The 8,475-nt window shown below is 65.4% G+C and carries 4 protein-coding genes and 1 pseudogene; 4 read left to right on the top strand and 1 reads right to left on the bottom strand.

Annotation, left to right across the window (positions count from 1 at the left end; genetic code table 11):
* Positions 1 to 71 precede the first annotated feature (71 nt).
* Positions 72 to 1,709 (top strand): DUF935 domain-containing protein, encoded by a 1,638-nt coding sequence (locus CCR97_RS14430; protein WP_111358354.1) that lies wholly within the window; start codon positions 72 to 74, stop codon positions 1,707 to 1,709.
* 10 nt (positions 1,710 to 1,719) lie between these two features.
* Positions 1,720 to 3,066, top strand: coding sequence for a phage head morphogenesis protein (locus tag CCR97_RS14425; RefSeq protein ID WP_244670462.1), 1,347 nt, complete (start codon positions 1,720 to 1,722; stop codon positions 3,064 to 3,066).
* Positions 3,067 to 3,363: 297 nt separating this feature from the next.
* On the opposite strand, the gene CCR97_RS14420 is transcribed toward CCR97_RS14425, so the two are convergent.
* Complete coding sequence (locus CCR97_RS14420; protein ID WP_146618804.1) at positions 3,364 to 7,155, bottom strand: SIR2 family protein; 3,792 nt, start codon at positions 7,153 to 7,155, stop codon at positions 3,364 to 3,366.
* A 77-nt stretch (positions 7,156 to 7,232) separates the two neighbouring features.
* On the opposite strand from CCR97_RS14420, the gene CCR97_RS14415 reads away from it, so the two are divergent.
* Together CCR97_RS14415 and CCR97_RS14410 are read left to right on the top strand one after the other, a co-directional pair.
* Entirely contained in the window at positions 7,233 to 8,270 is a 1,038-nt protein-coding gene (locus CCR97_RS14415; protein WP_201159590.1) for a phage protease, read from the top strand.
* Positions 8,267 to 8,475: pseudogene (locus CCR97_RS14410) on the top strand (hypothetical protein); the annotation flags it as partial. The gene CCR97_RS14415 and the pseudogene CCR97_RS14410, both read left to right, overlap by 4 nt.

The raw sequence follows: 8,475 nt of genomic DNA, 5'->3' as shown, positions 1-8,475 counted from the left end.
GCGTTGGCGGACGATAGCGACGCCTGGCTCGACCAGGTGGTGGCGGACGAGACGGGAGGGCGTGCGCTGTGGTGACCCCGCGAAAGGCGATCCTCGGCCCGGATGGCGAGCCGATCGACACCTCGCTGCTGTCGCAAGAGATGGCGACCGCGACCTTCGGCGGCGCCCGCTCGGTGCTGGCCGATGCGGTCGCGTCCGGCCTGACGCCGGAGGGGCTCGCGGCCGTGCTCAAGCGCGCCACCATCGGCGAGATCCGGGCCTATCTCACGCTCGCCGAGGAGATGGAGGAGCGCTACCTCCACTATTCGAGCCAGGTGCAGACGCGGCGGCTCGCGATCGAGGGCACCGAGATCTCGCTGCAGGTGCCGGACGGCGTGCCCGCCAAGATCGCCGACGCCGTGCACGAGCTGATCGCCGATCCGGGCTTCCTCGACGCCATGGGCGCACTCACCGACGGCATCGCCAAGGGCTTCGCCGTCGTCGAGCCGATCTGGGAATACGAGGCCGGCCTCTTGCGGCCCGTCGCCTATCGCTGGCGCGACCCGCGCTTCTTCCAGTTCGACCGGCTGTCGATGACCGAGCTGCGCCTCGCGGTCGACGGCAATCTGGACGGCCTGCCGCTGCCGAAGGCGAAGTTCATCACCCATGCGCCGCGGGCCAAGACCGGCATCCCGATCCGCCGCGGCTTTGCCCGCGCCGCCGCCTGGGCCTTCCTGATCCAGCAGTTCACCCTGAAGGACTGGGCCGCCTTCTGCGAGGTGTTCGGCATGCCGCTGCGCCTCGGCAAGTATCACTCGGGCGCGAGCGAGGCCGACAAGAAGACGCTGCTCCGCGCCGTCGCCGGCTTCTCGTCGGACGCGGCCGCCATCATCCCGCAGGGCATGGAGATCGAGTTCATCGAGCGCAAGGCGCTGGAGGGCTCGAGCTTCGAGAAGCTCGTCGACTATCTGGACCGCAACATCTCCAAGCTGGTCGTCGGCCAGACCATGACGGCCGACAAGGGCGCGAGCCTCGCCCAGGCCAAGGTGCACAACCAGGTGCGCCTCGATATCCAGCGCGCCGACTGCGGACAGCTCGCCCACACGGCCAACAGCCAGCTCGTGCGGCTGTTCGTTTCCATGAACTTCGGGCCGCAGGAGGCGTACCCGTCGATCGAGATGCCGGTCGCCGAGCCGGAGGACACGGCGGCGCTCGCGGCCGCCGTCGAGAAGCTCGTCCCGCTCGGCCTGAAGGTGTCGCAGAAGGAGCTGCGCGGGAAGCTCGGGCTGTCGGAGCCGGCCGCGGGCGAGGACCTGCTCACGCCGCCGGCGGCGGCGCCGGCCGCGCCTATCGAGGTGCGCACTGGCGCCGGCAGTCGGCAGCCGGCTCGGCCGGCGATCGCGTCGGCGCATCACGGCGGCTGCGCGTGCCCGTCGTGCCGGCCCGCGCGCACGGAGGCGGGCACCAGTGCGCTCGCGGCCGATCCCCGCACCGGCGTCGACGTCGAGGCCGAGCTCGACCAGCTCCTCGAGGAGCAGCTCGCAGACTGGGAGGAGCTCGCCGATCCGCTGCTGGCGCCGCTGCGCCAGGCGCTCGCTCGTGCGCATTCATTCAACGAGCTGCAGGCCCTGCTGGCCGAGGCGTCCGGTCGGATCGACGGCAGCAAGCTCGCCGAGCGCCTGGCGCGGCTGACGGCGATCGCCCGCGGCCTCGGCGACGCCACGGATTGAGGGGCTTTCGATGATGCGGCCGACGCGCCGCCAGGTCCTCGGCCTGATCGCGGCGCTGGCCGGCACCATCAAGCGCGGCATGGCGGCGCCGCCCGAGGTGCTGTCGTTCTTCCGCGACAAGAGCCTCACGCCGAAATTCTCCTGGCTCGACGTGTGGGGCGAGGAGCACGCCCACGCCTTCACGGTCGCCGGCGTCACCGAGGCGAAGGTCTTGGCGCAATTCCAGGCTTCGATCGACAAGGCGATCGTCGAGGGCTGGGGCTTCGAGCATTTCCGCGAAGAGATGCAGAAGCGCCTCTCGCCGCTCGGGTGGTGGGGGCCGCGCCAGGTCGAGGACCCGGAGGGCCGCTGGCGCACCAAGGCCGTCGACGTCTCGATGCCGCGGCGGCTGCAGACGACGTTCTGGGCCAATATGAGATCGGCCCGCGCCGCCGGACAGTGGGATCGCGCCCAGCGCACCAAGCGCGCGCTTCCGTATCTGCTCTATGTGCGCTCGGTCTCGGAGCGAAAGCGGCCCGAGCATGTGCGCTGGGTCGGCACCATCCTGCCGGTCGACCATCCGTTCTGGTCGAGCCATTTTCCACCGAACGGATGGGGCTGCAAATGCAGCGTGCGGCAGATCACGGCCGCCGAGCACGACGACTATCTGTCCCGGCCGGCGAGCGACGCGCCCGGCTCGATCAGCTATACGGACGAGCCGCCGCCGACCGTCACGCGCACCTTCGTCAACCGGCGCACCGGCGAGCGCGCCGAGGTGCCGGTCGGCATCGACCCCGGCTGGCAGACCAACCCCGGCATCGGCCGCGGCCGCACCCTCGGCCGCATCCTCGCCGACCAGGTGGACGCGACGCCGCTCGATCTCGCCCGCGGCCGTATCGAGAGGCTGACCGACAGCGAGGGGTTTCGCTCGTTCCTGTGGCGGGCGCAGGAGCAAGGCGCGCGTCGCGCGGCGCTGATGGCGGAGGGGAAGGCCATTGCCGAGGTCGACCAGATCGCGCCGTGGTCGCACACGCCGTTCGTCGTGGCGCGGCTGCCGGATGAACTCGCCGGCGCCGCGGGTGTGGCGCGACCGGCCGTGACGCTCACCGACGCGGCCGTTGGGCACGCTCCCGCGCATCACTATCCGGACTGGGTATGGTCGAGCGTCCAGGCGATGCTCGACGCGGGCGCCATCCATCGGCGACGACGCGACGGCCGCATCTTCGTGCTGAAGGAGATCGCGGGCCGCGCCTTCGTGCTGGTGCTGGCGCCTGTGCCCGGCGATCGTCTGGGCGTGATCACGATGTTCTCGACGCGCGAAGGATTGGACGGAGCCTATGTCCGTCGCACGCTCGCCGACACCGATCGCGTGAAATGAAAAGCGGGGGGAGGGCCGCAGTCCCCTCCTGGTTTGGACGCATCCATTCCGAGCGGCCCGGCAGAGCCGGAATATCCCCGCCCCCTAAAAATAGCCCTCACGGCCCGGATCCGCAACCGGCGCCCGGTCCCCGATAACGAGCCGCCAGGAAGCCCGCTGATGCGCCGCCGCCCTCCGAGCCATGTCGGCCCGCCCGACCTCGAAACGGCTTCTATGCCCCCTTCAACGGGGCGGGACGGGGCATTGGCGAGCCACCGGACGGTGAATGAGGGGGACAGGCGATTTCATTGGCGCTCGTTAGGAGAGCGCCATCCGCCGCCGAAGTTCGGCCAGTCGTGGGTCCGACGCCGTTTCAGTCGCTTGTGATAACGTGTTCAACACCTCTTCGATGCCGTATGGCCAAGAGGCAATGTCTTCTCCCAATATCGCCCACAAAAGATCGAGTGTGGCTGCGGGGTACGCGCGCCACGGGGGGGGGTCGGAGCCATCGCTCGACGATGCAAAATACAGGTGCGGATTCCGGGCTGGACCGAGGCGGGGGACAATCTGCGCCACAACCTCCTGCATCAAGTTTCCGCTATCCAACGCAAGCTTGGCCAAATGGCCAGACATATTGGGCGTATGCACCGCCCGCTGTTTGGGCCAGACCCGCCGCAGGAATGGAAGAACTTCTCCTCTCCAATGGCTGTCCGTCTCTTTGCTCCATTGTCCGAGCTGCCAAAGGATCTTCCGACGTAGTTCATCGTCGGCATGAATCAGGATTTCGCGAAACTCTATGTCGGTGAGCAATCGCTCTTCTGTCCGAGCGTCCCCTTTCCAGCCGAACAACAGAAATCCAGCTAGAACCGAGTTCCCGTTCCGGCGGCGCTGACTTGTTGAGCGCGCGCAGAGACCCGCCTTAAGCGCTAAGAACAAACGTTTTTGGGGAACTCGGGCTGCCCAGAGCAGGCCATCCCATAAGGCATCTCCGTCGGACCCGCAGTCATCAGCGAACGGGAGTACCTGACGCTCGGTCCACACGGGATCAATGGTGTAGAGCCAAGTGAGTTGAAAGCCGAGCATTACAAGCGCGTGTCGACGCATGTCGCCTGGTAGGTCAAGGAGATCGTCAAGCCGAGCTGTCCAATGAGCAGGAAATCCATTTCCAGCTCCGAGGCCATCCTTCGCAGGATCCTTCACGAGCAAATCGAAGAGCCTACCGACCGGCGCATTGAGAGCATCGTCTGCCCAGGACCTCTTCCTTCCAGACTGTTGCTTAACCTCTATGAGATGTAGTGCCTCGATTATCGCGCCCCATAGGCCCGAGAGCACATCCGGCGCATCGCCATAGAACCGATCCGAAATGCGATCCATCCAATCTGAGACCGGATAAGCGATATCCCGAAGGCGGGTTGGGGGAAGACGTCTCAGCCGCGCTGCAATTGTCCGGAGCATCCGCGCGGGGTCAGTTCGGCGAGCGTCTACCCGAAGAAAGGCAGCCCAGGCCCATGGCGGCGCTTCACCCGATCGGCCTGCAAAGGTCAAAGCCGCTAATGCGAGACTTGGCCTTTTTTCCGCCAAGCCACGGAACGGATCGCGCTCGATCCTCTCCCAGAAGCTCGGCTGCCCCAACTCCTCCGCACGCTTCAAGATTTCGGAAATCGGCGTTGCTAAAATCGGGTCGGGCCGGTTATCCGCGACAATCGTCTGAACCTCTGGCGCATTAGAATCCGCAGCCGCGTCACCATGGCGCTCACTCCATTCCGGATTGGCTTGCCGCAGTGATCGCATGATCTCCTGTACATCGAAGCTGAACTCCACCCCCTGGCTGATTAGCCAGTGTAGGCGGCTCAGCTTGTCGTGAGCCTTGAATTTTTCCCTTTTGTCTCCCCAGTCAGCGCTCCAAGGAAACGAACCGGTAAGGAGGCGCTGCTCAAGCCCGTCGCGAACTGCCGTTGAGAATTCCTTCCAGCGGTCACGAAGCGCATAAAGCAGGTCGCGCTCGTGTGTAGAGCCCCAAAAGGCGCGGTCCGACAATTCTAAGAGCACCGCGCCCGCCTCGTCGGCGTTCAGCAATCCGGTGCCGGCCGACCAGATCCTAAGGCGCGCGAAGACGAAATCGTCATCCGACGGCCACGAACGGATCTGGCGATATGCAGCCTCAAGATCAATTGTCGCGAGTCTCGCAATTAACTTCTGAAAGTGAATTAACGGACCTGTCAGTCCGAAACTCCTGTCAGGAAGTTCGACCCCGTCGTCGGGGCCGCGGCTTGTGGTTAGATAAACCTGACGAGTGCCAGAGTTTTCCCGCTCCAGGGCGACTGCCAAATCGATGTTGGCTCGGAAGCACTCGACCGCGTATGATAGGAACTCGTCTGGAATTCGAATTGCTTCATGAGGATGAGGATACTCGACGGAACAGCTAACCACTGATTCCTGCTGATCGTCGGCAAGCCATTTCAGTGGATGAGGGATTTGGAAACTTGGAGTAACTATTATCTTTGGACGATAAAGGCCGCAGAGCTCTCGGACAAGAGAAAGGCTCCATCCTTCCTGCGTTGCACGATGGGCGATCCTATACCTCTCCGTATCCGATTCGAGGCGTTGGTCGGCCCATGCTGACAGCAGCATCCGCCAACCATGAAGAACTGCATGCGGAAACCGCTTCACGTCATGTTGTAGAGCGCGCTCGATGCTATCGATTACACGCGGATGCAAACCGTCTTGGTGTGCTGCCCACCACAACGCCACTGGGTGGTGAGCCACTTGCCGCAGCCAGAGGGCAATGTCTTCGAGGCGACGCGAGAGTTCCGTGTGGAATTCATGCGGGTTACCACGAACGGTAGCCCTTGCCCGAAGTGTTCCTTGCTCGCGGTCTAAGAGATTTGACTGGAAGGGGTCGACCGCTTCGGTGGGAATATCTCTGGAGCGAAAGGCGTCTTCCGGATCCGCTGGTCCCGGCGTTGGATCACTGTCGACGCAGAGGGAATCGAACGGATCGAAGGAAGGGGCACTCTCAGAATTCGTGTATGAGCGCAAAGGCGTAGAATATCGCTGTCTAGGATCAAGCACCAGGAGCCACTCGGCGCCAAGTGGCTGGATCAGGGATATTAGACGTCTGGCTCCTTCGCGGATTGAAAGTATGTGCAATACCTGCCCGCGCTCGTGCGGAGCTAATTCAGTAGGGCCGGACGCGGCTCGCGTTAGCACATTTTCGCACCATTTTCCGCTGTCTCGGGCTCGTTCCGCCCATGCACGAAGAGTGTTCCAAAGCGGTGCGAAACCGTTCTCGCTATCGAATGCAATGGCTTCGACACCGCGTTTCTCCCAAAGCGCAATCGCTGACTTCTGTTCTCCACCTTGAAACGCGTAGAGCTTGTTGGGTGTGCCGGCCCTCAGGTTCAGTCCTTCTAATAGATACTGCACAGGAGGGTCATCCGCGGTGTAACCGACGAACACGACTTGAAAGCGGGACAGCAGTCGTCGAATGAACCGGGTCGCCCACCCCGCAGAGAGGTAGGCGCGGCCGAAGTCTGCACTGGAGATCACGAACTCATCACTGTGCGCACGGCGATAAGCGGTGTCCACTCGGCCATGTAGATGCACGATGCCCCGGAATTCACGGTCACTATGCGGATCGGGCAAGCTCGGAGGGTCGTGCGAAAGCAAATTCGGAACACAAGCCTCGAACAGTAGATCAAAATTGGTTGTCACCAAACGAGTGATCCCGTTCGCGGTGGCAAGGTCGAGCAACGTCCGATGAGCATCAAGGTTCACGTTTGGCTTTGGCTGGAGGGCCTCCGCAACCGCTCCTCGGACATCCGACACCTCGAATTCCTGTTCGAGGAGGCCAAAGACTCGGTCTGTAGCGACCAGCCCTCCCACGCCAGGCAACGGATCAAGCGATCTCGCCCGCTCAAATAGAAGGCGAGCATGGCTATCCTGAGCTGCACCCAAGCGGTCGATAACATCAGCGGCGAGGGTAGCAAAACTCGGGAGGTTGGCTTCAGCGTAGCTGACGCCCGCGCCGCAAAAGAAGATGACCCTTCCAGTGTCACGCGCGACGAGCAGCTCGTCGGGAATATTGGGGCCGTCTGCAATGAATCTCATGAACAACCCGCGCCGATAGGTCTCCGCCTGACAGCGTCAGCGGCCCACAATCCAAGGGGCACCCGTAGCGTGCCCCCATGCAGCCCCGGCACGCAACCCCCTCTGTTCCGCCCGACGTCGCCCTCGGCGTCGTCACGCTCGACGTCGCCGCGTTGGCGGCCGGCAGCGACGATGACGCCGGCTGGGTGAGGGTCGCGCCGCGGGGCGAGATCACGACGCGCGACGGGCGGCGCTATGTGTTCGAGCCCGAGCGCCTGGTGGCGCGCTTCGCGGCCGACGGCATCGACGTGCCGGTCGACGTCGATCACGCGATCTCGCGCAAACCGCTGTTCGGCGAGCGGGCCGACGCGGTCGGCTGGATCAAGGCCCTGGAGGCGCGGCCCGACGGGCTGTGGGCGCGCGTCGAGCTGCTCGACGCCGGCAAGGCCGTGCTGGCGGCGCGCACGCACCGCTTCGTCTCGCCGACCTTCCATCACACCGACGCCGGGCTCGCGACCTGGCTGCATTCGGTCGCGCTGGTCGCCGCACCCGCGCTCGCCATGGCGGCGATCGCGGCCGCCGTACCGGCGAGCCCCGATCCTCCCCACCATACGGAGAGACGCATGATCAAAGCCATCGCCCAGGCCCTCGGCCTGGCGGACGGCGCCGACGAGGCCGCGTGCCTCGCGGCGATCGGAACCTTGCAGGCGGAGCGGACGGCGGCCGCCGGCAAGGTCGACAAGGCCGTGCACGACCAGGCGCTGGCGACGCTCTCGGCCGCACAGGCGCAGCTCGCCGCCCTGCAGGCGGCCGGCCGCAAGACGCGGGTCGACGCCGTGATCGAAGGCGCCCTGAAGGCGAAGAAGATCCTGCCGGCGCAGCGCGACCACTACGTCGCCCTCTGCGCCACCGACGACGGCCTCGCCGCGGTCGAGAAGCTTCTCGCCGCGACGCCTTCCGGCCTGCAGGCGTCCGGGCTCGATGCGCAAGGAGCGCCCGACACGGACGCGGCGCCGGACCCGGCCGCGCTCGCGGCGCAGGCGACCGCCTATCAGCGCAAGCTCGCCGACGCCGGCCAGACCATCTCGTACGCCGACGCCGTCGTCGCCGTCTCGCAGAAGGAGGCCCGGGCGTGAGCGCGCTGCTGATCAAGTCGTTCCAGGCGGCGGCGGCGGTCGCCGCCTTCCGGTTCGTCAAGTTCGCGGCACCGGCCGCCGATCGCTCGGTCGCCCAGGCGAATGCCGCGACGAGCCCGCTCGTCGGGGTCTCGGACAGCATGGGCGCGCCGCAGGGCGGCCTCGCCGACGTGATCCAGGCCGGCCTCGCCGAGGTCCGGCTCGG

The organism is Rhodoplanes elegans, assembly GCF_016653355.1.
GTDB lineage: Bacteria > Pseudomonadota > Alphaproteobacteria > Rhizobiales > Xanthobacteraceae > Rhodoplanes > Rhodoplanes elegans.
The sequence above is the reverse complement of the archived record's forward strand: the minus strand, read 5'-3'. Positions and strand labels throughout refer to the sequence as shown.